The organism is Solibacillus palustris, from assembly GCF_022549215.1.
In the GTDB taxonomy this organism is placed as follows: Bacteria; Bacillota; Bacilli; order Bacillales_A; family Planococcaceae; genus Solibacillus; species Solibacillus daqui.
Genome location: NZ_JAKZFC010000010.1, coordinates 43,773 through 68,972, shown reverse-complemented (window position 1 = coordinate 68,972; position 25,200 = coordinate 43,773). Strand labels below are relative to the sequence as shown.

Here is a 25,200-nt window from a genome sequence, read left to right as displayed (position 1 = left end):
AGCACAACAGTAGGAGGGATTTTTCAGATGAAGGCAAATATCCTTCGTGTAGGCGCTATTTTTGTAATCGGTATGTTTGTTTATTTTTATCAGTATGAAAAAGATGAATTGGGATTGGCGATTATTTTTGCGTTTATCAACTCATTTATCGTTACCATATTCGTGGCGATTCCGATTATTTTTATGAACAACCCGCTATCCTTTTCAAAAAAATTCGGCTTATATGTACTTAGTGTGGTTCTTACCATGACACCCGCGTTTCTTGGCGTGGGGCATTTAAAAACAAATGTTGAAAATAAGCTAGATCAACGTGCCATCCAAAACATTGCCCAGACGTATCAAGTTGAATTGGCTGACAACGCGGTTGCACTAAGTTTTGGTGAGTTTTTATTCGTAAACGATGGCAATCCATCATTTACGGTCTATAACAAGCTCGGGCAAAAGCAACAACAGTGGCAAGCGAACGAACTAGCCAAGGCGGTGAGCGTACATTTACCGTTAACGGATGCACAAAAGGTCACGACTTATTTTGATGGCTTCACCACCCAGCCTATGCACCACCACTTATTCAGGCCAGATGACGAACAGCTCATGTATTTCGAATTTCGTTATGTAACATCGGAAGCACCACAAAAGAAAAATCCCGACGTTGAAATTCACGATGGCGCTAAAAATATTCAATATCACTATATTATTCGTTACAAGCCGACATTAGATGCGGTGGGGCAGCTACAATTTACTGAAGCAAATTTTGAGCAGCTCGATTACCTAGTAAGTTATCAATCCCCTGGCATTGAATCGATTGTTGCACCAAATACTGCTCGATTGATTTCGGAATTGTAAGTTTGGTTGCTGAGATTTATTGTATGTCATTTATTAAATATACAGGAAAATAAGGGGGCCACGGTAAATAACACGAAAAAACCTATTCGTTCATTTGCCGTATGTACCTCCAAATTCTGAAGCGAAAAATACGTTCACATAAAAACCGGTCTCCTGGCTCATGTATCCTGTGCCATCCTTTTCATCACTTAAACAGTGGATTCCTTTGCACATCCATCTACCAATCCTCACCGGCACTAAAGTCCAAGATAACCGGCTTCGGCTGATGATGTTGCACCTTGCTCTTTGCCTGTAGGTAGTCTTCAAATTTCGATTTTTTGAATAAGGTTGACGGTCTTAAGTAACGTTCCATTAATAGATCATCCTTCCAAACCTCTACCTGTCCATCAATTACCGCTAAACATTGCTCTACTGTATAGCCCTCCTTTAACCGTTCATGAATATCTCTACGATTTGAATCATTATAAACTGTAAAGTTTTTAGATGCTCGCTTGTTTAAATAATCAATAATTTGATCAATTTGAGCACTATATATATCATTTTTATTATTCTTTTTTGGTTCTTTTATATTTGAGTGGCTTAAGTCAAACTGCTCGCAACGTTTTTTAGGAGACCTTAGCAATGTTTGTGCTGTGACGTCGGTTGGGTTCATTTGAATCGAATGAGCCGTAAAAAGAGCATTGAGCTTATCATAATCAATGCGATACCATTTAGTGCGATCCACGTAAAACTGATTGAACTTGTCTGTCGAAATAACAAGCCCCGCTTTTTCAAGCTTCAAAAATTTTCCCTTCATTTTCGATAAACTCCAAAACGGAATTTGCTTGCGACAGCTTTCATACGTATGAAAAAACCACTTCTCCCCCTCCCGCTCTTTAGGGGAACAAGATATCGAAACAATTCAATTTTTATTAAATGAATTAAAATTATGGTTCTCAAATAACCAATCAGGAATTCAATATAATAATTTTGTTATAAATAAAAAGATGTATCTCGACTTAGAACAAAAAATAAATAATTATTTATTCGAGTTGAAAACTACAACAATGAAATGACTGCTTTTATTCCTCAAAAAGAAGGCACAAATAACATTTCAAAAAAAATTTTTATCAGTCACTCTTCTAAAGATAGAACAATCTGCGATGCGTTCATAGATTTATTAGAGGGAATTGGCCTATCCGAAAATGTTATTCTCTATTCTTCATCTTCAAGACATGGAATCCCTGGAGATATTGATATTTTCGAATACTTACGAGGTCATTTAGATGGCGGGATAAATGTTTACTATATGTTGTCCGATAATTATTACCAAAGTGTTTACTGTCTTAATGAAATGGGGGCGGCATGGGTTAAACAAAATGATTCTTCAACCTTCTTGTTACCAAATTTCACAAAGAGTATTGAAGGAGTAATAGATAATAAAAAGAAAGCATTTACTTTGAATAACCCTATCGATTTAGTTTATTTAAAAAATAAATTAATTGCAGAATTTAAAATAGAAGTGTCCGAAGCTAAATGGGAAGAAATCAAAAATAAATTCTTAAATACTGTTAATGCCGAATTAGAGAAATTTAAAGGAATGCAACAACTTGAATCATTACAACAAACAGAGCAAGCATATGCAGCTGAACAAGAAATTCGAGATAAGATATTACATGAACTCGAAATTGAAAAAGTACAAGTTACAATCGATAAACAAGCCGAACTTTATGAAAAAAATGCTCAAATAGATGTTACAAAACAAGTATTTGAACAAATACTTGCAGGAAACACAGATGTATTAAAAAATCTTGAACAAATTAGTAAGCCTCAAAAACAAGGTTATAAAATTAATACTCACCCTGCTAACAAGAAAAAAAGACGCTAACAGATTTAATTCTTAGGTTTATTTAGCACTATTAAAAAACTAAAGACATCAATTAATCATCTGCTTAATTTCACGCACAATATTAATAATCCTACATATGCATTTTTATAAATTATAGTGTATTGTCAGAATTGTTTGTGTACCCTGTGCAGTAAATTTCTCACCATCCCCATTTGAGGTTTTTTACTTTTATAGATGGTGTCCTAATTCTTCTTGGATTCCTTTTATATTCCGTATCCTATAAGGTAATTTTTGGAAACTACTAGATCTTCAATCTCACACAATATTATTATTGAGCGCTCCTTAATAAATGTGCTAATGTTTGGGCATATTGTGAAGGAGCGTTTTTTTATGATAATTTTCTATAACTTTGAGGGCGGAAGGTAATTGTTTGTAAGCCCAATGTTTATTGTTAAGCCATTCACCAAATCTAACCCCGGCCACAAAACTCAAAAAAGCCGCAAGCAAGATAACTCTCACTTACGACTTCTCTATAACTAACACCGCATATGCGTTTTTATAAATCCATTAAATTACCTGAATTGTTTGTGCACCCAGTACATCAAATCCGTAAATTACCGACCCGGTGTTAACGGAATACCTGGATCAAGTAAAATTGGGCGATACTTGTTATTTGATCCTTCATCATATGCCCAAACAATATTTCCATATTTATCAATTGTAAAGATGAAGATATTATTGTCCTTCGTAAATACTGGCGTGTAACCACCTACTGCTGGTGGAGCTGTTAAGTTTAATGTAAATTGTTTATCAGCTGGACTATTGGCAGCCAATGCACCCGATCCATACGCTAAAATATCACTGTTTGGCGTGTTTGGATCTTTGACTAGATTTAACACTTGTTGTGGGTCAACGGATGTTTTTGTACCCGCTGTAACCGCATAATAATATGTTTGCTTCATAGTTAAATCGATATCTAGGTACGTAATAGCACGCATTGTTTTTGATGCCGGAACAGCTGATGAACCAATGTTAACCCCTGTAAGAATAGCATCTCTAATTTTGTTATCAAGCGCACTTGGATACAGATACTTCCCAATCTTCGTCGTATCAAATCCATTTGCACCTTTGTAGTCATACACAGTTACAGCTTTTGGATCTGTATCTGATTTCATCTCTACCGTAAATGTTCGGTTAGCCTTCGTTAAGTCCGGCGCTGTTAGCTTAATGACTAATTCTGATGGCTTCGTTGTATCTGTAATAGTCGTTCCATACGTGCCATCAATTATATATTCGCTCGTAATATCTTTGCCGCTTTCATCTTTAATCGTTAAAATAGTTCCTAAATTAAAGCTGCCCGGCTTATTATAGTTGGCAAGGTCACTTTGACGCATAATTGCTTCGTTAAATGTGATCTTAAATTTAGGATTATTATTCGTTAGCTCGCCTTCACGAACAATAACACCATCATTAACAATATGTGGCTTAATCCCATCCGTATAAACATACTTCAGCATTTGCGCGCCATTTGGTTCGTCCGCTGAAGGGGGATTTGTTGAGCTATTACGGCTAAAGATTGTGAAGTTTGGATTCGCACCAACCTTATCTTCCGCCGCAATATAGAAGCCGTATTCCTCATGTGGCTTTAAGCCTGTAATACTCTTATCATTCGGTCCCTTAGTAAACTCAATCGTCTTAGCCGCGCCCATTGCATTGAATGCTGCACGCTGTCCTTCTGAGCTAGTCGTCGGGAAGACATTTGGAATTGGTTTTAGACTTCCATCGCTATTAAAATACTGCGTGTTTAATTTATAGATTGGTTTATTCGTATTAGGATCGATCTCTTTAATATACTTCGGAACAGGGATAACATGTAATTTACCCCCTTCATCCGCCGTAAAGCCAAAGCTTGCTCCATCATTCGTGCCAGCTAATGGCTTGACCTCTAAGCCATCAATTAATGGCGCTTTGGAGTCGGATACAATTGGCGCATCCACGATATGATCACTTACTAAGCCCGCACGATCCTTTAAGATCATATACACCGAATAACTTTTGAATGTATCTAATTTATCATGATCAATTTCAATCGATTTTGTATTCTTGCCTAATTCGGCTGGGCCATATTGGTTCAATAAGTTACCTGTGTAATCTTTATTGCCCTTATCCCCGAATTTTGTCGTTTTTCCGATGCTATCCAGTGTAAACTCATCTAAGAAATCACGTGGTGTAATTCCCTTTTTAGCGAAATCATAGTCACTTTCTAAAATCATGTAGTAGTAAGTACCAGCTTTTTTAGGCGCCTCGAACTCTACTAGGTTGCGGTCTTTTTCAATAATGACCTTATTGATTTTAATGACCGGTAGCAAATCATCCTCATGCGTATAATACGCTTCATTACGAGGTGCGTTTTGGTCGGCTGGGTAACGATCGATATGCTCGAATTCATTTTCCGCTAAATCGAGTACATTTTTCGAAACCGTCACACGAAGCGTATCGCCTTTAACTAATGCATTTAAAGCTGGAATCGTTAAACGTACCTTCGTTTTATTCACTTCTACCTTTGAAGGCTTAATCGTTTTTTGACCGGTAATATTTAATACCGCTGTCCCTGATAATGTATAGTTATTCACATCAGTTGCTGTTTTTGGATCTAACTCTTCGGAAACGGTAAATTCGAAAACCCCTTTTTCCTTATCGACCACTTCCAATTTCGCATCATTCGCGACATATGGCTGTGCTGCATCAGGCGCTTCCGTCTTAACCTCGATCTTCTCCACCAAATTCGATCTATTATTGGTTTTGTCGACCATTACCGCAAAGACTTCATAGGTTGTATTTGGCTGAATGGTGCCTTTATTTGGATCTAGACCGAATTCTCGAATCATTTCCGTCAAATCTTCTGGCTTTGTGACTAATTTTGTGCCAGTATGCTTTTTAATGATGTCGTCAATCGTTGGATCTACTGAAGATGAGCCCTTTTCTCGTACATAGTAGTAAATCGTTCCGGGCTCGCTAATTTTTGTGAACTTCACCTCAAAACGCTTACCGCCTGGCTGTTTTGCACCCGGCTGTAACGTAAAGCGTGGTGGGCTATTGTCAATCGTTGTGAAATCGACAGACTTCTTCTCCGATACATTATCGGCATTATCAATAACGATGGCGTAAATAGTGTATTCAGTTTTCGTTTCTAAGCCTGTTACTTGGAATTTCACCTGCTCATCCATCACAATTGGACCACTACCATTGAATTTAAAGCCACCTGTTTTAATTTCGTTAATCGATGGTGCTTTTTCGCTTGAAGGTCTTACCACATAGTAGTATGTACCATTTTCATTGGCTGTTAAAGTTACATCTGCCACTGTACCACCAGCCTTAACATCCAGCTGCGTAATAATTGGCTGTGTTTTGTCCGAAACATCATTATCGCCTACAGGGTCACGCGAAACTTCTTTCCCGTCCTCGTCTTCAATATACCCAATATTTGGTTCATCCGTTTCAAAATCGTCGAACACATCATTCACTGTTTTCTTTACCGGAATAATGGCGTTTGTAATATAGGCAAATTCCCCAAGATTGGTGTAGCCATTGCCTGCTGTAACGTAGTAATAATCATACGTTGCATCCGATCTCAGATACACATTTTTTAGCGAGTTTTTGTAAGCATACGCAATATCATGCGACCCATAAATCGTGACGTTGAAGTCTGTATCAACGTACATCGCATTGGCATCTGCATATAGCTCAAAATTCGAGATATCTCCCTGTACATATAAGCGGTCAATATCATGATCAGCCTTTAAAAAAGCATGATTGGCCGTTACATAGACATGACGTAACTCCGAGCCTTCAAAATCTACATATTTCTTTAGATTTGGCATACGATCCTTGTATTTCTTTTGTGGATTTGACGGGTCAGGCTTATCAACTAACGTCTCGTCCTCATCTGTGTTTAAAGAATCATCACCATTATTATTCGTTGGCGGCGTCCAATCGATAAAGTCTGCAAAACTAGGAATTCCTGCTACACGAACTTCGCTTAAGCCAGCTAACGAACGGCGCGGAGGCTCTGCAAGTTCAACACGCCCTGTAAAATTAATGTTTTTGAAGCGTAAATAGCTACCATTAACAACAAGCTCTCCGGCAAAGGATGTGTAGTTGCCATCCATCGCAAGTAAGCGTGATGATGTACCACTCGCATTAATCGTTAGCTTCGTAATGTTATTGATTTTATTGCCTGTAAAGTCACCTTCAATATAAGCGCCCTTTAAAATATTTTTGTTCGAGGCATTTAAAATACTGCGTAAATGATTTGCTATTGTATGCGCAACACCGTTTATGTATATTTGATCCCCGATAATATCGCCAACCTCATAGACAGGTGTGCCACGGTCGGCCTTTTCTGCACGCCAAATAAACGTCGCCATTTGCGCGCGTGTTACGGTATTAAATGGGTCAAATTTAATGGCTGAGACCCCTTTTGTGATGTTTAAATCGTACAATGTTTGAATATAGTACGCATTTGGGTTTGTGCTCTCCACATCCTTAAACCCGTGATTTAACTTTGTCGAAATACCTAATTTGAAGCCTAACGACAAAATTTTTGACATTTGCGCGCGTGTAATCGGTTCTTTCGGATGGAATTTCCCGTCCGGATAACCATTAATAATTCCCTCTGCTGCTAACGCTGCGATATAGCGATAATTGGCATCGCTTGTTTTTACATCCTTAAAGCCTGGGTTGGATGGGTTTGTTATATTGACATCAATCGTTCGTGCAAGCATTTTTGCTGCTTCTTCACGTGTGATAGATTTATTTGGTTTGAATGTACCATCTGGGTAGCCGCTAATTATATTACGATTAACTAAATCGACAATCGGCTCATAGTAATCCGAATATTGGCTGACATCACTAAATGTGCTGGCACTCGATGACTGTGGAATTGCTACGATTACACCACTTGTAGCTAAAACGGTTGCCACGGTTGCCTTTGAAAGCTTTTGTGCTTTTTTCGATCCCATTCTAGAGAATACCTCCCTTTTTGAATTGTAAAGTCATGCTGAATCTACTTGTAATGCTACTATCTTTATATCGGCAAACCTTAGGTAAAACTGTATAAAAAAGAGCGATTTGTTTTACTTTTCGTACAAGCCCTTAACAGTTGGGTTAGAAAAACACAAATCGTTCTTAGCATTCATTCAAACGTTGATATAAAAGGAATCACCTAGCCCGAACTCCCTTATATTCCTAATAAGTCGTAATATTTTGGGTAATATATTATAAATGTACATAAAATAAGTAAAATTAACTAGTTTAAAATGTCGAAAATGTGTATATGTAATTTAACATAAGTAACCAATAAATTTTCCGCATTTTTTATATCGATTATGTAAAAAACTTGTGCCTCAGTACGAAATGTTATTTCTATATAAATTTTATCCACGAAAACCCATTTTAATTTTTTGGATATTTTCTAGAACATATCACCTAAACAGAGTATCAACAAGGGTTGATGCATCTGATAGACTCAATCATATGGCATGAAATCCCCCTTAAGTTCGTTATAGAATACCTTCGTGAACATATAGAACACGGGGGAAAAGTCGAGTATGAAAAAAACAAGTTTCATGATGTCTATCATCATCCCTATCATTTTTAGCACCAGATTACTAGGCACAAATACAACAGAATCTACTCAATGGAAATCCTATTCAAATATAGCAATCAATAAGAAATGGACGATTACGTTTAAACAAAAGATCGATGCTAATTCAATCGCCAACAATGTTTACTTAGTTGATGCAAACAACAAACGAATCGCCATCATTACAACGATTTTCGGAAGAGAATTAACAGTCCAACCCGCGACAGAGCTTAATTATAGTAGTAGCTACAAAATTGTTGTAACGAATAATCTAAAATCAACCAATGGAAATGCAATGAACCAAGAAATCATCATTCCATTTACAACCGTAAAAAAAGCGGCTTCTGATTCAGCAGTAAAAACATTTGCCTCTGAATATGATTTACAATGGAACATGCCTTCGTCTGACTATAAGCAATTCCATTTAATAGGTACAAAAAACGCCGCTACTGTTGGCGGCTATGAAACACGTTCCGGTCAAACAGTTTTCGAGATTAAAGTTGGCGACACACGCAATTCGGTTAAAGTAAAATACGGCGATCCACTAACAAGCATTACGAAAAACAACACGAAATACACACAAAATTACAAAGACAAATATGGGCAAGAAACAAGCGGTACCTATTTCATCGACAATCAATATGTAACATTTTTCTACGATGCCCATAAAAACGACATAATTCGTTCCGTTAGTTGGATAAGTGCTGCTACAGAAATGTCGAAATTAGGCTTCTTTGCTACACAATCACAAGAATTACGTGACGGCTTCGAAAACTTAATGGTCGAATTAATAAACCAAACACGTGTTGCTGAAGGGTTAAAACCATTAACATATACACCAACATATAATTCTGTTGCTCGTAAGCATAGTACAAGCATGGCCGACAACAACTTCTTCAGCCATTCCGATTTAAATAGTCTGCGCGGTGGCGATCGTATGAAACAAGGCGGCTTAACATACGATTGGTGGGGTGAAAACCTAGCCTACGGTCAATACAGCGCGATTCATGCACACGAAGCACTTATGAACTCACTTGGTCACCGTGAAAATATTTTACGAAAAGAATTCACCCATGTTTTTGTCGGTGTAGACTTCAACAACAAGAACCAGCCCTACTTTACAATCAATTTTTATTCGCTATTAGAAAAGCGCTAAAGCGCCCTTCCAGCCCCGACAGACATTGGAGAGCCCGACGCAAAAGTAGACGCACCACCACTTTTGCAGGAGGGATCGAAATGGCCGAGGGACTGGCGCTTTAGCCTAGACTATGGAGCTCGAGAGAATGATTCTCTCGAGTTTTTTATATTTCCATCAAACTTTGCTCATTTTCGCACTATAATTTTCAGATAATTTGAAATATACTTACATTAAATGTAATATCTTTTTTTGTGGCTTATTTTCTTATACTCATATTTTATTTCATACATTTCTATTAATAAGAAAAGGATAATTATAGGAATTTATCGCCGCTACTGTTATAATACTGTTTAAAATAAAATACCGTTGTATTATTACAGTTTGTTGTATTGATCGCATAAGGGGGATGGAGTCATGACAATTTTAAATGGGTTAAAAATTTTAGATTTTAGCTCGCTATTACCGGGGCCACTTGCGACGATGATGTTTGCAGATTTGGGTGCTGAGGTGATTCATATCGAATCCGAGCGCCGCGTGGATTTAATGCGCATAATGCCACCGTATGATGATGACCGCGAGTCGTATATTCACCAACATTTGAATCGCTCAAAAAAATCACTACAAATCAACTTAAAAACAGATGCCGGAGTCGACATTATTAAAAAGCTTGTGCAGGATTACGACATTGTCATTGAAGGCTTCCGTCCAGGAGTGATGAAGCGCCTTGGGATTGATTATGAGACGCTAAGTGAACTTAATCCACGCCTTATTTACTGCTCGATTACGGGCTACGGACAAACAGGTCCCTATGCAACGCGCCCTGGTCATGACAACAACTATTTGTCTATTGGTGGGGTGCTTAACCATTCTCGCTTAAAGGATAAAAAAACCAGCCGTAATGGGCATTCAAATTGCAGACATCGCTGGGGGGACAATGCATGCAGCAGTCGGCATTTTGGCAGCCGCGCTTCACCGTGAAAAAACGGGCAAGGGTAAATTTATCGACGTTTCAATGACGGATGCCATGTTTGCGATGAACGCACTATACGGCGCGCAATATTTCGGAAGTGGCCGCGCACCACAGCCCGAAGAGGAAATTTTAAATGGCGGCACATTTTACGATTACTATCGTACAAAAGATGGGCGCTATTTCTCGGTTGGCAGCCTGGAGCCACAATTTCGCAAGCTCTTATGTGAAGCGCTCGATATTCCAGAGCTAATCGGCAACACCTTCAACGATTCGACTTACACACAACAACGTTTTAAAGAAGCAGTAAAGGATGCCTTTTGCTCCAAAACATTTGCGCAATGGCTAGAAATTTTCAACGAGGATTTCCATGGCTGTGTTGAACCCGTACTAACATTCGATGAAGCATGTGAGCATCCACAAATCAAAGCACGCAATATGCTTGTCGACGTGCCAAAATTAGACGGCACAACACAGCGCCAAATTGGAACCGCCTTAAAAATTGAAGGCGTCGAGCCAAATTATCAATATGTCGGCGCAAAAATGGGCGCACATACCGACGAAATTTTAACAGCGTATGGCTATTCAAAACAACATATTGAAGAATTGACGAAATTAGGCGTTCTAAAATAAAAAGAAACTTTGCTCGGTGGGGTTTTCCGCGACCCCTACCCAGCATTAGCTTCCACCAATCGGACTTTTAGGGACAATTGTTCGTCCACTTAGCTGTCTCCTAACACTTGCTAGTTTGAAGTGGGCGTCTTCTCGGGATAAATCGCACCATCTCAACGTGTCACCCCAATCAGACAACAAAAGGAGCTGCGCGAAAAGTATTTACTTTTCGCGCAGTGCTTCGTTCGTGTATTAATTATCCGCTGCAGGCGGTGCTTCTGCGGTGGTCGAAATAAAATTTCCACCATCCTCGGCGCAAAGGAGGTGTCCCAGAATTACTTCTCGGACACCCCCCTCGTTGATACACCTTATTTCATCACTCATCCTACCGATACGAAGCTAAAATAAATACTCATGCCTAGTAAAACAGAACATACTACGCCAACACAGCTTAATAAAAATCCTTTAATCATTTTGCTCACTCCTTCTACGTTAAGTGTAATAGAAGGAATCGCTTGTTCGCTGTGAGAAAAATCACACGAAAAGTTGTAATTTTTTGCGAATTACACTGTTAATGCCGTACGCTGTTCTATAAACTGACGTAAATTTTCAAAGTGTGTTGAGAAAAGTAAATATTTCTTATAAACAGCTAATAGCTTTTCTACTAGAAAATCTTGTTCAGCATAAAATAATATTTTTAATAAATTGCACATATGGCGTGATGTCATTTTGGCCATTTCATAATATTCACTATTTTTTTCTACATATTGCGCATGCCATGTCACAAGCGAATCACGGATATTTTGGGCGGTCCCATCGACTAACACCGCAATATCTTGCTGAACAGTTGCTTCAATTACATGCAGCATCGACTGTGGATTTTGTGCCTGTAACAACTCAAAAATGGCCGAACATGTGGCAAGCTCATAGCATTTTACTAGCTCAAACGCTTGCTGCCATTGCTCCTCTTTTACAAGCGTGTCAATTAATACGAAAAATAAATGCTCCAGATAATTTTCATTGTAATTTTTCACAAGTGCGTGTGGCTGTGGACTCATACTTTGCAAAACATCTTCATAATCAACAATGAGCTCGATTGCGTGATTGGATAAACGCTCCTCTTCAATTAGATGCAGCCCATGCTTCATAATCGTCGCATTGTCATTTCGTACAATCGCCTCCTGAAACAGCATATAACTTAGCAACGTTTGCTCCTTATCGTTGAGCGCAAAGCCCCCCTGATTCCACTCAGATTGGACATTGGCTACACATTTTCGCAATTTCTTAAAATGACGGCGCCCACTTGTAAAATGTGAACAAATATTAAATAAATGCAGCTGCTTTAATGCGTAACTTTTAGGATTTTCATAATCGATATGCTGAACAAGCTTATGAATCATTGTCGCTACTCGATTTTTACTAAACTGTGGTTGTAGCATCAATTTAAAAGTACGCATCATTTGCAGTGGTCGCTCAATTACTGATAAAGATTGCTGTAAATAGAGCGAATAGATTTTTTTGGCGGTGATATATTCCCAAAATTCGCCCTGATCCGAGTAAAGCGGCTGCACAAAATAGCGCTCGCCCACTTTATAAACAATCAGTCGTTCTAAGCCTGTTTCGGATACGGGTGTTTGAATCGATTTTGCAAAAAGAAATTCAATTAGCTGCGAAAAACGAATCTCTCCTTGTTTATGTATAAATGCAAATAGTGCTTTCTTATTTTCTGGCTCATTAAAAAATTGCTGAATTTTTTCATTGACCACTTCTACGTTAAAATTTGCCTCATGAAAAGAATCATAAAAAAATAAATTCACTTTCCCCCAATAATTTTTCAGTAGCAAAAAGCAGAATTTTTCCGCACGCTCCTGTTCAAATAAAAAGCTTTCACTATCGAATGTCACACCCCAAATCGATGTTTCATCACATGTCTCTCGCAACTTTTTCTCTAGCTCTACCCCAATCTGTCCCTGCGTCTCCTTTAAAAGCTGCTCATCAAATGGAAGCAACAACAGCCATTCCTCCTTTAACACATCCCTCTTTCACTCTATAGAAAAATATAACAAACATTAAATGACTACGAAATAAAAAAATCAATTACACCTCGGCGTAATTGCGTCCATTTTTTGAACCCGCTGGGAAATTTTCTTTTAAAATCTGTGACATCCGCCGAGGGCACTAATTTGATTCAGTCGGGGTTTGAACCCCTGCTGAAAAAAGTTAAAAAACTACATTAAACGTCTTCACATTTAACGCAGTTTCTTGGCATTATTCCGTTGATAAAACATCCGTCACAATAATTTTTGTTGGATTCGTTTGGGCTGGGATACTACGTGTTGTCGTACTATAAAAAACGATGAGGATTTTACCTATCAGCTCCTCTTTTTCAACACGCTTCCCTTGCAAATCAACCATTTCCGTTGAATCCTTTATGTGTAATTTCAGTTTCAATTGCTCGCTATATTGCATTTCATCAAACGCTCCAATGACCACTTCGCCCTTTTTGTCATACTGATCAAAAATGACTAACAGCGGTGTTGTTTGTGGCGGTGACACCATTGGCAGTGGCGTTTTAGAGTCAACAAATGCAATAATGCGACCCTTCACCGGAATCGCTGATACACCAATTCGATGACCGTCTTTTGTCAAAAGCGGTGTTTGCCCTGTAATTTTTAATATCGCTTTTTTCGTTTCATCTTTTTCACTTATCGTTTCGATAATACCGACACCCGATTGCACGCTAATCGAGAGGACAAGTGCTTCAATTTTTCTGATTACTGGCTGCATTGTATCACCTCTCTATATTTCTATTAGATTGTTTTCCCGAAAAGTGAGCACTAAAAACGTGGCAATCAATCATATTGACGCTTAATTGGTTTATAAATGCGCGCCTGCTTTAATAGCGACTTTGGCATCAGCATGGTAGCTGTCACAACTCCTGGATGACGACCAATTTCAATAGAGCCAGTAATGGTCGCACGGTTTCTCACTTCTTCTACCGGTAAATCAAAGAGTTTTGCTGCACGTGCTAATGCATTGTCAGTCGCACTATTTAAGTTTGCGCCTGAGCCCACAATCGACAATGGGAAGCTATCTTCAATATTTTTGACACCGAATTCTTCTGCTAAATTACGCGCAATACGCTTTTCTTCCTTTGTAAAAGGCTTCGCTGTATAAGGAAGATCCTCGCCATTAGGCAATAAAATCGGTCCTTGCAAACCAACCTTTTTCAATACACTTACCTTTAGCTGCACAATACCAGCAACATCCGTTGTGTGCCCCGCGATTTCGCCGTCACCCTGCATCGCATGCATATCTCCAACATACACACCGCCACCTGGCACCTTTACCGGACAAATAACAACCGCCCCCGCGCGTACACGACTTATATCCATATGACCATCTGTACGGTGAATATCTAATTCGTCTTCCGTCATCGTAAATTCATGTGGTGCGCCGATTAAAAAAGTCCCGAAATCACCGGCATTATGTGAATCCGGCATTGCTTTTGATGGCGTTGTCCCAAGTTGCCCTACAAATGGACGCATTCTCGCCATTAGCCCAATTAAATCGCTCGGCGCAAAAGCAGTGACAGGATTTTGAATCGAATTTTCAGGTGTACGCATAAATTCTTTTGCATTTTGTGCGATACGTCGCGCCGCTTCTTTACCAAGTGTTAAACCAATATCCCCTTTAGGACTAAGCGCCATCGTGTAGCCGTTTGACATTTTAAATGGTGTTGTGTCCGTACCACATGTCGCACATTTTACCGCTTCTTGACCGATACCTTGTACAATTGTTGATGGATAAAGCTTCCCGCAACCTGGGCATTTGACTTTAACAAACGGGTCTCCAATAAAACGGTCGCTTTGTGCTTCATCCGTTCCTGAAGAAGTCGCAATCGATGTTACCTGAATAGATTGGATTTCAATAACAAGCGCATCGCCTACTTCCGCGCCTTCAATGTAAACAGGCTTTGTCACCTCATGGCCGCCACGAATTGCTGGTGTAATCATCGGTCCCCAGCAACCCGGTGCTGTATTCGCGATAATCGTACCCCCGTCTTTTAGTGGTCCTAACATCGGTACATTCGGATTTAAAATTCCGTCTGTAAATTCATTTACAAATAACGTTTCAGCCGCTTGTACAATCGGCTCCTCGATAAATGTTAGTGTTTCTCCTACATCCATTGCAGGGTTGTTTGCTGTGTTAACTTCATTTGTCATGTAAAAACCCCCTATAATATGAAAACCCAAAAAATACGAGCGATTATTTTACCGTACTTATAATCGGCAAACTGTTTCTTCCTCTATTATACAATTTTTTTCATACGCATTACGACTTGAATTGTCACAAAGGTAAAACATTCCCAAATGTTTTATAATAAAAATACTAGTTTTTTGAAAGGACGTGCTTCTATGGAACAGCCGCGCATTTTGATTGTAGACGATGAAGAGGATTTACGAAATTTAATGAAAGCCGCGCTCAAAAAAGAAGGCTTCACCGAAATCCAAACGGCGGGCTCTGTCGCAGAAGGGCTCCAGGCATTTAAAACGTTTTCGCCAACCATTGCACTGCTTGATATCATGCTACCAGACGGTGAGGGCTACGAACTATGCCGCAAAATCCGTGAAACCTCGCATATTCCAGTGCTATTTTTATCCGCAAAATCTGATGAGGTCGATAAAATTTTAGGACTGGCAATTGGTGGCGATGATTATATTACAAAGCCATTCAGTCCAAAAGAAGTAGCCTTCCGTGTAAAGGCACAGTTACGCCGCCTCGGTTTTGCTCAAAGCACATCTACTATCACTGAAAGTACTTCTACGATATGCGGACCATTCGAAATGAATGCCGATGAAACAGAAATAAAAAAAGACGGTGTACTGCTTGAATTAACAGCAAAAGAGGTTGGTTTAATGGCTTGCTTCATGCGCAATCCAAACCGAATTTTGAGTAAAGAACTGTTATATGAGCACGTATGGGGTGAGGACTTTTTGGGCGCGGATAATACACTGATGGTGCATATTCGCCGTCTTCGTGAAAAGGTCGAACAAATTCCGTCTAAGCCTGTTTCCATCAAAACTGTAAAGGGGCTTGGCTATAAATTTGTGATTTAATAAGATTCGGAGGAACGCACAATGAAATGGAAGCTGACGAATCGCTTTTTAATGACGATTATGACCATTATTTTTATAGTTATTATCGTGAATTTAGTATTGCTTGTCGGGCTACTCTATTGGCAATCGAACAAATCCACAACGAATGATTCCGTCAATGATGAAGTATTTACACGTGATTTTAAACAGTATATTTCCACCGAGCAAAATGTACCTAATGTTAATGACGCTGGTCTTTCTTTATTAACAGCCCATAATGCATGGATTCAAATTTTAGATTCAAATGGCACTGTTGTCACATCTTATTTTGCACCTAGTGAAGCACCGAGCCATTATCGTCCAATTGACATTGTGCAGCATTACAAATATCAGGAATATGATACAGGCACAACCGTTTATGTTAGTAACAAGGACGATTTCAGCTATTTAATCGGTATTTTCAATCCTGATGTGTCACGCTATACCTTATCGTTAAATGGTAGCTCCATTATAAATGTCACTTCTAAATATGTTCTATATATCATTATTGTTGATTTAATAATTGCGCTCTTTGCTGGGCTCATGTTCGGTTCGATTTTAACGAAGCCGCTTTATGTCATGATTGACAGCATCCAGCAGTTAAAAAACCGCAACTTCCACTTACAAAAAGTGAAGCGTCCTGGTATTTATAAGCAGGTGTTTACCAATTTACAGGACGTTTCAAGCGAGCTCGAAAAACAAGAAAACGAACACAAAAAGCTCGAGCAAATGCGTAATGAGTGGATTAGTAATATTTCGCATGACATGAAAACTCCGCTCGCATCGATTCAAGGCTATGCCGAATTATTGAACGATGCGGATGTTAGTGACGTGGAACGTAAAGAATACGCAGAAGTGATTGAGCGCAAGTCGGTTTATATGCGTGAACTCATCGATGATTTTAATTTAACAATGAAGCTACGCCAGCACAAATTGCCGCTTCAACTAACAGAAGTACGTATCGAAAAATTACTACGTGACCTAGTGATTAACGTGCTAAACGACCCTCAATTTACAATGAGTCATGTCCATTTTGAAAGTACCGCATCCGAGCTGGTGTTAACCGTTGATGAGCATCTAATGCAGCGTGCCATCACGAACTTTTTGATGAATGCACTTATTCATAATCCTGGTGATACACAAGTGACTGTAGCGCTCACTGAAGTAGATAGACGTGTAATGATTGAAATTCGTGATAATGGTCGTGGCATGTCACAAGAAGATGTTGAAAATGTATTCGAGCGCTATTATCGCGGCTCGAATACGACAAATGTGCGCGGAACGGGTCTTGGTACCGCTATTGCTCGTGATATTATTATCGCACATGGTGGCGAAGTTTCAATTGAGAGTGAAATTGGTAACGGTACTACTGTAAAGATTCGCATTTAGAGGGATGTGCTAATCGACAAAAAGCAGGTATACGTGGAATATTTGTAATCCAATCACGAAAAGAAGAACTAAGGCACATGCCTTAGTTCTTCTTCTCATTGTGTCGAATAGTTGTCAAATATAAATTAGTGCCAGGCTGATCGCTCACTCACTGGTTGATTGTTGTTTGCTTTAGCCTGCTTTGAGCCCGTATCGAAGTCAAATTCTGTACCGAACTCCTCCAACTGAAACTTCTTGGGATTTCGATTTACTTCTCGTTTTTCCATACTTTGTTTTCCCTTTGCTGTTGCATGATTACGATTTTCATTCATATTTGACATAACCATCCTCCATTCTTTTTTTTGAAAAGTAATTAAACGAATCGTCTAATTAAGACTTTTCAAACTAAAGTTTGACCCAGGTTAATAAAAATTATTAAAACAAAAGTTTTTTAGTCAAAATACAATGCACATCCATATAATTCCTCACAAATAATTTAAGGAGTAACCTTTTCGTTAAAATCGAAATTTAACTCGAACAGAGGCATTAATAGGAATTGTCCCCTGTTCAATGGGTGTTATAAAGTCTTGATTACTCATTTGAACCTTATAAGGAACTGGTATATTATTATGGCTCTCTTCTACAATTTCAATCGGTATCAGCTGTAACGGTATTTGCATCGTTTCAGCCATTGATTTGGCTTTTGCTATAGCATTGACCAGTGCTAAATTAAGCGCCTGTTTATAATAGGCATCAGAATTTTCTATTTTAAACTGGATAGCTGAAACATGATTCGCCCCATTTTGTATAGCTGTATCAATAACCGTCCCAGCTTGACTAATATCCGTTATTTTAACTGTAATCGCATTTTGCACCTCATAGCCCCTAAACACCTGTCTACCCTCGATGTAATCGTAGTTTGGAGAAATTGTATAGGCCGTTGTTTGGATGGCCTCTCTTGGAATATTTAACGCCAAAAGCGACCCAATGACGCGGTTCATGATTAAGGCATTTTCTTGCTGAGCTAGACTGACATCTTTCCCTTCTGTACGCACTTCTATCTGAATTTGAACATAATCAGGCCGCGCAACGATTTCTCCATTCCCCGTCACGGTCATCTCACGTGAGTCTGGATATGGTTGAAACCGAAATTGTGGAGAATACAATGGATTCCGCCTTTCGTGTAATTGTTTTTCAATATTCTATGCGCCTTGTTTAGGTGGGTGTTCGCATTTCTTTTCACTTTTTCAACGAACGTGTTGATTCGCCAACATCTCCTGCTATTTTTCCAATAAATAACTTGTGCTGACAGTGGCACAAGTTAAAACTACATAATAATAACCGTTATGGTAAAATTATTCATATCAACTAAAACAACGCATGAACCCATCAATAAGCAGAAAGAAGTGGTACATATGTTAAAGGAACAACTAGCCAAAAGAGCTTTAAACTTTGTGTCCATTCCTGATGACTATCAATTACTTGTAGAGGATTTTTCAAACGAACAAGCTAAATTTATGTGGTCGGCAGATGATTTAGCAAAAGGAATTGAAGTGTCACTTGATCAAAACGGAAAATTATTAGATTTAACTCGACCTCCTTCGAATACAGGAACACTCGTGACAACGCAACAGCAGCAAGCCCTTGCAGAAAATTTTCTAATGGAACAGTACCAAGAAGCACTGGATTATTTAACTTTGTCTACTGTCATCGAAAACGAGGATGAAACCATTTTTTTATACGAACAAGTTATAGGAGGTTATCCTCTTGCAAGCTATTACACAAAAATAGCCGTTTCCAAATTCGGTGAAATCATTGATTTTAGGTACGATGGCTACACGAAAACACCACCAAAATTCCCAATACAGCTTGCCGATAAAGAAGCTATTTTGCAACAGCTATACAAAGCAAATTGGACACTAACGATGAAGTATCTAGTAAGTGACTATTATTCAGTTTCACAATCTGGCCTGTACCCAATTTATGAGAGTCCGATTGTTTATCAATCATTTAATGCTGTAAATGGGCACCCTACCTTTGAACACGAACAGGAAGAGCCCGAGTCGTTCATCCCTTTTCCAAAGGTATCCGCATTTGAAAAACGAGCAACAATAGAGGAAATTATCGATGTATCAGATTCTATGATAAAACTACGCGAATTCGAAGTGGATGAAAATACACTTGTCATTGTATGGCGAGAAAAAGACTGGCGAGCACCTGCAGATAAGACAATGGAAAACTTCCTGCTTGAACGTATGGAGCATACGGTAAAAGCGAAGATTGATAAGCATTCGAGGAAGTTAAAGGAATTCATGTGGTTTAAAGAGCGTACAGGTGAACTCGATCTTTCGTTTGAAGCCTGCCGTGACATTGCATGCGCAGTTATTGCAACGTATTTTGAAGAATATGTTCCTTATTTACAATACCGAATCGAAAAACCCGCATTTAATGAAGCAAACCGCGCATTTTTCACTTTCCCGCTGCACGTAGCTCCAGACTTACAAATAGAGGGGGAACGTTTTTACATTGGCATAAACAAAACGACGGGATTCGTGGATATCTTATGGTCCCCTCATATGGACCTAGCGCTTCTTCAATCCTATGAAGCCCAAACTATCCAACCATTAAAAGACGTAATGCCAGCCTTAAAAGAAATCGATACCTTTTTACAATGGTCAAGGCAGTATGATGAAAATAAAAACGATGAAGTATTACAATATAAATTAGGATACGCACAAACGAAACAGCAGATTGTAGGGATAGATGCCTTAACAGGACAACTTATCGTCAGTAAGCTTTAGCTTGGAGGAACTCAGGCTAAGGACGCCGCTTTGTGCGGCACCTGAGTGACCAACATCGTGTCGGACAAAGCCCTGGTGGATGTCACAGATTTTTTAGGGGAGTTTTTCGAGTGAACTCGAAAAAAATCTTGACGCAATTACACAGAGGCGTAATTAATAGAATGAAAAGTAGAACCGCACTTACTTGTAATATGGTTCTACGTTACAAGCCTAAGTGCGGTTTATTTTTAATATCGATACTATTTTTTCTCTACCACATAGTTTTAACTAGGAAAATCAAATGTGCCATACCTAAATGGCAAATCTTCTTATTTATACGCTAGTAAGACGCTTTTCTTTTATTGCCAATCCTTGTTTTAAAATCAAAGCCCCTAGCAATTGAATGACTGTCTTCACAATTACTTGACCCACAATAGCGGCTGGTACAGCTTCCCATGGTATGAATCCTGCTCCAAGTGGGCTCAACCCAACGATGACAAAAATAACAGAATCAAGAAGACCGCCAACAATCCCGCTGTAGAAAACTCTCCAAGCCATTGGTAGTTTCAAGCGTGTATAGATTTCTGTATCGGCTGATTCAGCAATGAGAAATGATATCGCAGATGCTGCAACAATCATCAAAGTATCCCCTAGTGAAAACGAAACCACTCCAGATAAGAGTAACGCTAAGAAAATAAAGATATATGTTTTTGCTCGACCATACTTATTTTGCACAAGATCTCGAAAAATGAAGGTTGCTCCAACAAAAAGTGTCCCCATCGGAACGATAAACATTCCAAACTCTAATGGTGCAAATCTTGCTGTTACTACGTTTGCAATTACAATTGACAATAAATAGAATAATATTCTCATAATTTCTCTCCTTTAAATACCACTAACTCTGTAAAAGCTTAGCAATATTTAACTATTCTTTTCGTAAAATTCGCTCTTAGCGTTTATATAGTCTTCAAGCCCTTTTTTTCGTAACTTACAAGCCGGACATTCACCACAACCGTCTGCCATTATTCCGTTATAGCAAGTTAGTGTTTTTTCTCTCACAAAATCTAATACACCAAGTTGATCTGCTAGCTCCCATGTTTGTGCTTTGTTAATCCACATCAATGGTGTATGGATGACAAAAGTACAATCCATCGACAAATTTAATGTTACATTCAATGATTTGATAAAAATGTCGCGACAATCAGGATAGCCGCTAAAATCAGTTTCGCAAACGCCTGTCACTATATGCTTTGCTCCTATTTGACTTGCTAAAACACCAGCAAATGAAAGAAAAAGCAGATTGCGTCCAGGGACAAAAGTCGAAGGTAGCCCATCACTATTTTCTTCAATCTTTATTTCTTCACGTGTCAATGCATTCGAAGTAAGTTGATTCAGCAGGGACATATCAAGAATGTGATGATTGATGCCCATTTCATTTGCGATTTCTTTAGCACATTCAATTTCAAAACGATGCCTTTGACCATAATCAAAAGTCACAACCTCAACTTGTGCAAAACGTTCAATTGCCCAAAATAAACAAGTGGTACTGTCTTGCCCCCCACTAAATACAACAAGTGCTTTATCCTGAATCATATTAAAATCTCCTTAATCAAGAAAAAACAGCACGCTAAGAGAAGTGCTGTTTCCATCTTAGTTTTTTTAAGAGGGTCGCTAATAACCTCTTCCTTGCCAACAAGGATCTATTCAATTCATCTCGCATTAACGGGCAAATACCTTTTATCGATTATCAATCTTTTCTGGATTCAAATCATGGTTCATTAAACGGTAATTTGCGATTTCTTCGTATTTTGTTTCTGGTCTTCCATAGTTGCACCATGGATCAATCGAGATACCACCACGTGGCGTGAATTTGCCCCAAACCTCAATATATCTTGGATCTAGTAGCTTGATTAAGTCATTCATAATAATATTCACGCAATCTTCGTGGAAATCACCATGGTTTCTAAAGCTAAATAAGTAAAGCTTTAATGATTTACTTTCAACTAACTTTTTCTCTGGAATGTATGAAATATAAATTGTTGCAAAATCCGGTTGTCCTGTAATTGGGCATAAACTCGTAAACTCCGGACAATTAAATTTCACGAAATAATCACGATTCGAATGCAGACTTTCTACTGACTCTAATACCTCAGGTGCATAGTCCGTTGCATATTGTGTATTCTGATTCCCTAATAGTTTTAAATCATTTAATCCTTCAGTGGGCTTGCGGCCAGTCATAAAAAAACCTCCTTGAAAAGTAATACCGAATCTTTTCAAGGAGAGGCGCTGTCATTTTCTATACAACTTACAGGATTGAATCAAAAAAAGCCATGTCCAATTATGGACATGGCGTATTTGTCATGTATCCATAGTTTTTTATAGAGGGTATCAGCTATGAACCTCTCCTGAGAATTTTCAGGTATTTTATCTAAAAAGACAATACACTACATGGAGATAGATGTCAAATCCCAATATTATTGAATTACTCACTTACAATAATCGCACTTACTCGATAAGGCTCTCCTTATCATAAGTAAGGGCGAAATTAAGGGGCACCTAATTAGATGCCCCTCCTGTAATTAAATTTATTTGTTCCCTCTGAGAAATAAGATCCTTATTCTAGATCTATTAGCGCTTCTGGTAATTCTTCGCCCGGATTTGGTTCTATTGGTACTTCTGGTAATTCTTCGCCCGGATTTGGCTCTATTGGTACCTCTGGTAATTCTTCGCCCGGATTTGGCTCTATTGGTACTTCTGGTAATACTTCGCCTGGATTCGGTTCTGTTGGTACTTCTGGTAATTCTCCGCCTGGGTTTGGCTCTATTGGTACTTCTGGTGATTCTTCGCCTGGATTTGGTTCTATTGGTACTTCTGGTAATTCTTCGCCTGGATTTGGCTCTATTGGTGCAGACTCTGGAATAACTGGTGTTGCTGAATTAACCGGAGGCTCTGTCACCTTTACTGGAATTATCTTGCCTTCTTCGTTCTTCACCTCGTTACCAAAAATCGAAACTAAGCCGTTCACAGTGATGGTTGGTGTCTTAGACGGATCAAACTGAAAACCTTCATGTAATTTAATAATGATTGTCTTTTTATCTTCAGACAACTCATAACTATCCAGCTTCGGATCTAACGGCACACCATTAATTGTAATCTTAGACAGATCGACAGAATTCGCGTTTACACCCACTGTTAAAGTGAGCTGTAGCTTGTTCGCTGCTACGAAATCAGCTCCAGACACTTCGAGAGGTTTCGCACCTTCGATTGTTTTTGCAGTTTCAAAACCACCCAAAACTAGCAAATCTCGAGTCGCACTTGTATTTCCTCCAAACGTACCGTTAGCATTGTTAGATAACAATTTTAATTGAAGAGCTTGTGCAACATAACCTTGCGCCCAATCTGAAACAGTTCTGTCAGTACCAGTTGGAGTTGAGCCCGCTTCCCCATTATTACCTAAAATTCGAACTAAAAATGTAGCCAATTGCTCTTTAGTCACTTCACCTGCGGGATTATAGTTTCCATTACCTACACCATCTGTTATTCCTGCTTTTTTTATCGCTTCAATATAAGGTAATGCATAACCATTTGCTGCATCATCCGCATGTACATCGCTAAAAGATGATGTCTTTAAATCTTTGTTAACGTCCAAGCCAGTAATAAGGGCTGCAACCTTGGCAAATTGAGCGCGATTCATCTCTTCTCTTAGTCCAAAATTCGTGTCAGAGACACCATCGAAAACACCTGCTGAAATCATCGCATCAAACTTCGCCTTCGTTGCTGCATCTAAATCTTTTAGATCAGTAAAATCTGCTGATGTCTTTGCAAAGCCCACATTGTTTCCAATCGAAAATACGGACAACCAAGCAATAGTGATTACTATAATCAAACTATAAAGTTTTTTCTTCACAACCAAACATTACCTCTCCTTCCAAATTAAAGTATTTTTATTATATCAGAGAATAAAATACTTTCCATTAACAAATCTCTTTTTTTATATTATATTTTGTATTTTTTTATTACATTTTGAGAACGTAAATACACTAAGTTACATGTAAATTTAAAAAGGGATTTACCATTAATCTAATTCACCTAAATGCCTCTCCAAAAGCGGACAAACTAATCGCACCGCCTGTATGTATAAACAGTATTTTGTCGTCCTTTGAATAGTTCCCTTTTCGCACAAAATCAATAAGACCAGCCATCACTTTTCCAGTATAAACGACATCCAGTAAAATTCCTTCTGTACGCGCCAGTAGCTGTACCGCCTCCACCATTTCCGCAGTTGGTAGCGTTACGTGCAAATTGTGTTAATTTCATTCGTATCCCTTCTGATCGTTAGAAAAGCATGTTTCGCACAATACAGATTAAAATGATAGCTTTTCTTTTGTGGGTTTACTTGAAAAATTTATACTTTCTAAACCACAAAAATAGCAAAAAGTCATAAAAGAGCAGCACCCTTTTACGACTTCTAATTTTTCATTATTTCCCAAAAACTGTCAAACGATTATTTGAATTGTGCTTTTACTTTCGCTGGTAGCTCATCGTACTGCACTTCATCGTAAGACGTTACTTCATTTCCATCTTTTGTATAGAGCATTAAGTATGCTTCATGACGTAAATTTTTGCTCGCCGAAAATTTCACCAGAACTTCTTTCCCGTCCTCATCGTACGCAACTTGCTCGTACCAATAGCTCATATAAACCGTCCCATCCGTTGCGACAGAACGATCTTCTACGCCATCTTCTGTAATTTGCACGTACGCATGGTCTTTCCCTAAACGGTTAAAATCCATTGTCGCTAACACAACTAAGCCAGCTACTAACAAAGCCACTACGAAACCAAAAGCAATAAATAGTTTTTTCATCTATGTTTTCCTCCATTA

The 25,200-nt window shown here is 38.7% G+C and carries 18 protein-coding genes, 2 pseudogenes and 1 riboswitch; of the genes and pseudogenes, 7 read left to right on the top strand and 13 right to left on the bottom strand.

From position 1 onward, the window contains the following. The first annotated feature begins 27 nt into the window (after positions 1-27). Positions 28-843, top strand: a complete 816-nt coding sequence (locus LZ480_RS18305; RefSeq protein ID WP_241370985.1) for a hypothetical protein — start codon at positions 28-30, stop codon at positions 841-843. A gap of 217 nt (positions 844-1,060) precedes the next feature. Here LZ480_RS18305 and LZ480_RS18300 read toward each other — a convergent pair whose 3' ends face one another. Continuing rightward, complete coding sequence (locus LZ480_RS18300) at positions 1,061-1,639, bottom strand: conserved phage C-terminal domain-containing protein (protein WP_241370984.1); 579 nt, start codon at positions 1,637-1,639, stop codon at positions 1,061-1,063. A 255-nt stretch (positions 1,640-1,894) separates the two neighbouring features. Here LZ480_RS18300 and LZ480_RS18295 point away from each other — a divergent pair, with 255 nt between their 5' ends. Further along, the gene (locus LZ480_RS18295) at positions 1,895-2,710 is read left to right on the top strand and encodes a TIR domain-containing protein (RefSeq protein ID WP_241370983.1); all 816 of its coding nucleotides are present in this window, start codon (positions 1,895-1,897) and stop codon (positions 2,708-2,710) included. A 575-nt stretch (positions 2,711-3,285) separates the two neighbouring features. Here the strand turns inward: LZ480_RS18295 and LZ480_RS18290 are convergent. Further along, the gene (locus LZ480_RS18290) at positions 3,286-7,692 is read right to left on the bottom strand and encodes an S-layer homology domain-containing protein (protein ID WP_241370982.1); all 4,407 of its coding nucleotides are present in this window, start codon (positions 7,690-7,692) and stop codon (positions 3,286-3,288) included. Between the two features lie 588 nt (positions 7,693-8,280). Between LZ480_RS18290 and LZ480_RS18285 the strand changes: the two genes are divergently transcribed. Both LZ480_RS18285 and LZ480_RS20140 read left to right on the top strand, forming a co-directional pair. Then, on the top strand, positions 8,281-9,471 hold the full coding sequence (locus LZ480_RS18285; RefSeq protein ID WP_241370981.1) for a CAP domain-containing protein: 1,191 nt from the start codon (positions 8,281-8,283) through the stop codon (positions 9,469-9,471). A gap of 396 nt (positions 9,472-9,867) precedes the next feature. After that, positions 9,868-11,053, top strand: a pseudogene (locus LZ480_RS20140) (CaiB/BaiF CoA transferase family protein). A gap of 542 nt (positions 11,054-11,595) precedes the next feature. Here LZ480_RS20140 and LZ480_RS18270 read toward each other — a convergent pair. From LZ480_RS18270 to LZ480_RS18260, 3 genes are all read right to left on the bottom strand, one after another. Further along, positions 11,596-13,044 (bottom strand): Fe-S-cluster redox enzyme, encoded by a 1,449-nt coding sequence (locus LZ480_RS18270; protein ID WP_241370978.1) that lies wholly within the window; start codon positions 13,042-13,044, stop codon positions 11,596-11,598. Positions 13,045-13,300: 256 nt separating this feature from the next. Beyond that, positions 13,301-13,819 (bottom strand): hypothetical protein, encoded by a 519-nt coding sequence (locus LZ480_RS18265; RefSeq protein WP_241370977.1) that lies wholly within the window; start codon positions 13,817-13,819, stop codon positions 13,301-13,303. Between the two features lie 65 nt (positions 13,820-13,884). Beyond that, positions 13,885-15,222 (bottom strand): acetamidase/formamidase family protein, encoded by a 1,338-nt coding sequence (locus LZ480_RS18260; RefSeq protein ID WP_241371002.1) that lies wholly within the window; start codon positions 15,220-15,222, stop codon positions 13,885-13,887. A gap of 228 nt (positions 15,223-15,450) precedes the next feature. Between LZ480_RS18260 and LZ480_RS18255 the strand changes: the two genes are divergently transcribed. Beyond that, positions 15,451-16,152, top strand: a complete 702-nt coding sequence (locus LZ480_RS18255) for a response regulator transcription factor (RefSeq protein WP_241370976.1) — start codon at positions 15,451-15,453, stop codon at positions 16,150-16,152. 21 nt (positions 16,153-16,173) lie between these two features. Then, positions 16,174-17,559, top strand: coding sequence for a sensor histidine kinase (locus LZ480_RS18250; RefSeq protein WP_241370975.1), 1,386 nt, complete (start codon positions 16,174-16,176; stop codon positions 17,557-17,559). Between the two features lie 125 nt (positions 17,560-17,684). Here LZ480_RS18250 and LZ480_RS18245 read toward each other — a convergent pair whose 3' ends face one another. Together LZ480_RS18245 and LZ480_RS18240 are read right to left on the bottom strand one after the other, a co-directional pair. Next, on the bottom strand, positions 17,685-17,879 hold the full coding sequence (locus LZ480_RS18245; RefSeq protein ID WP_241370974.1) for a hypothetical protein: 195 nt from the start codon (positions 17,877-17,879) through the stop codon (positions 17,685-17,687). A gap of 174 nt (positions 17,880-18,053) precedes the next feature. After that, positions 18,054-18,704, bottom strand: coding sequence for an SIMPL domain-containing protein (locus LZ480_RS18240; protein ID WP_241370973.1), 651 nt, complete (start codon positions 18,702-18,704; stop codon positions 18,054-18,056). A gap of 249 nt (positions 18,705-18,953) precedes the next feature. Between LZ480_RS18240 and LZ480_RS18235 the strand changes: the two genes are divergently transcribed. Continuing rightward, positions 18,954-20,339 carry a YcdB/YcdC domain-containing protein gene (locus tag LZ480_RS18235; RefSeq protein ID WP_241370972.1) on the top strand — a complete coding sequence of 462 codons (1,386 nt, stop codon included), beginning with the start codon at positions 18,954-18,956 and terminating at the stop codon, positions 20,337-20,339. 312 nt (positions 20,340-20,651) lie between these two features. Here the strand turns inward: LZ480_RS18235 and LZ480_RS18230 are convergent, their stop codons facing one another. The 6 genes and pseudogenes from LZ480_RS18230 to LZ480_RS18205 all read right to left on the bottom strand — a co-directional run bounded on the left by LZ480_RS18230 (position 20,652) and on the right by LZ480_RS18205 (position 25,182). After that, positions 20,652-21,191, bottom strand: a complete 540-nt coding sequence (locus tag LZ480_RS18230; protein WP_241370971.1) for a VUT family protein — start codon at positions 21,189-21,191, stop codon at positions 20,652-20,654. A 48-nt stretch (positions 21,192-21,239) separates the two neighbouring features. Continuing rightward, positions 21,240-21,911 (bottom strand): 7-cyano-7-deazaguanine synthase QueC, encoded by a 672-nt coding sequence (gene queC, locus LZ480_RS18225; protein WP_241370970.1) that lies wholly within the window; start codon positions 21,909-21,911, stop codon positions 21,240-21,242. Between the two features lie 144 nt (positions 21,912-22,055). Then, positions 22,056-22,556: a preQ(1) synthase gene (gene queF, locus LZ480_RS18220; protein ID WP_241370969.1), complete on the bottom strand. Its 501-nt coding sequence runs from the start codon at positions 22,554-22,556 to the stop codon at positions 22,056-22,058. A gap of 124 nt (positions 22,557-22,680) precedes the next feature. Beyond that, positions 22,681-22,727, bottom strand: a riboswitch (PreQ1 riboswitch). Between the two features lie 205 nt (positions 22,728-22,932). After that, positions 22,933-24,225 carry an S-layer homology domain-containing protein gene (locus tag LZ480_RS18215; RefSeq protein ID WP_241371001.1) on the bottom strand — a complete coding sequence of 431 codons (1,293 nt, stop codon included), beginning with the start codon at positions 24,223-24,225 and terminating at the stop codon, positions 22,933-22,935. A 178-nt stretch (positions 24,226-24,403) separates the two neighbouring features. Then, positions 24,404-24,607: pseudogene (locus tag LZ480_RS18210) on the bottom strand (pyridoxal-phosphate dependent enzyme); the annotation flags it as partial. A gap of 215 nt (positions 24,608-24,822) precedes the next feature. Further along, a complete protein-coding gene (locus LZ480_RS18205; protein ID WP_241370968.1) occupies positions 24,823-25,182 on the bottom strand; it encodes a YxeA family protein in 360 nt (119 codons plus the stop codon). Positions 25,183-25,200: the final 18 nt, after the last annotated feature.